1 protein-coding gene is annotated in these 927 nt (G+C 63.1%); it reads right to left on the bottom strand.

All coding sequences use genetic code 11. From position 1 onward, the window contains the following. The coding region (locus tag NP596_RS21600) for a sensor histidine kinase (protein ID WP_256617439.1) at nucleotides 1-903 on the bottom strand (903 nt) is incomplete at its 3' end. Between the last annotated feature and the right edge of the window lie 24 nt (nucleotides 904-927).

Below are 927 nucleotides of genomic sequence, written 5' to 3'. Positions count from 1 at the left end.
GCCCTCGGGCCGGTTCCGGGCGGCAATGCCGCCGCCCAGGGCTTCGACGGCCCGCTGGGCGATACTCAATCCCAAGCCGACGCTGTCGGGCTTTTGCTGATTGCGGCCCTTAAAAAACGGCTGAAAGATGGCCTGCAAATCGGCTTCCGGCACGCCCGCGCCCTGATCTTCGATACCGATACGCAAACAACCGCCCGAGGCGTCGAAATCGGCCGCCACAGCGACCTCCCCGCCGGGCCTGCAATGCTGAACGGCATTGCGCAACACATTTTCCACCGCTCGCTGCAACAGTTCGGCGCTGGTTTTGACGACGGCTTCGTCGAAGCCGGTATAAGCAATGCCGACTTGCTTCTGCGCGGCTTCGAAACGGACATCCTCGACGATATCCGCCAACAGGCCGGCCAGATCGGTGTCGGCGATGCCGCCGCCGCTGACGCCGGCTTCCAGGCGCGACAATACCAGCAATTCCCCGACCAAATCGCTAATCCGCTGCGACTCGCGCTCGATACGTTCCAAGGTTTGCGGAATTTTATGCGGCTGCTGTTGTGCCAAACCGATTGCCGCCTGCATTCTGGCCAGCGGCGAGCGCAATTCGTGCGAGACATCGTGCAACAAACGCTGTTGGGCGCTGATCAGACTGTTTAGCTGCGCCGCCATGTGGTCGAAATCCCGGCCCAAATCGGTGAGTTCGTCGTGGCGGTTGCCCATGGCTTCGGCAACCCGCGTATCCAGTTTGCCGACGGCCGCATCGGCAAACGCCTTGCGCAGGCCGCGGATCGGCTTGGCAAAATACCAAGCCAGGGCCGCGCTCAAAAACAAACTGGCAAAGGTTCCGGAAATCACCGGCAACCAGAGCGACGGCCGTTTCGGCGGCGGCCCTTCCCGCCCGGGCGGGGGCGGCATGCCGCCGGGCCGCATATCCATCCA

The sequence above is a fragment of the Methylomonas rivi genome, from assembly GCF_024505165.1.
Lineage (GTDB): Bacteria > Pseudomonadota > Gammaproteobacteria > Methylococcales > Methylomonadaceae > Methylomonas > Methylomonas rivi.
Note: the sequence above shows the minus strand (reverse complement) of the source record. Positions and strands in the feature narration are given on the sequence as shown.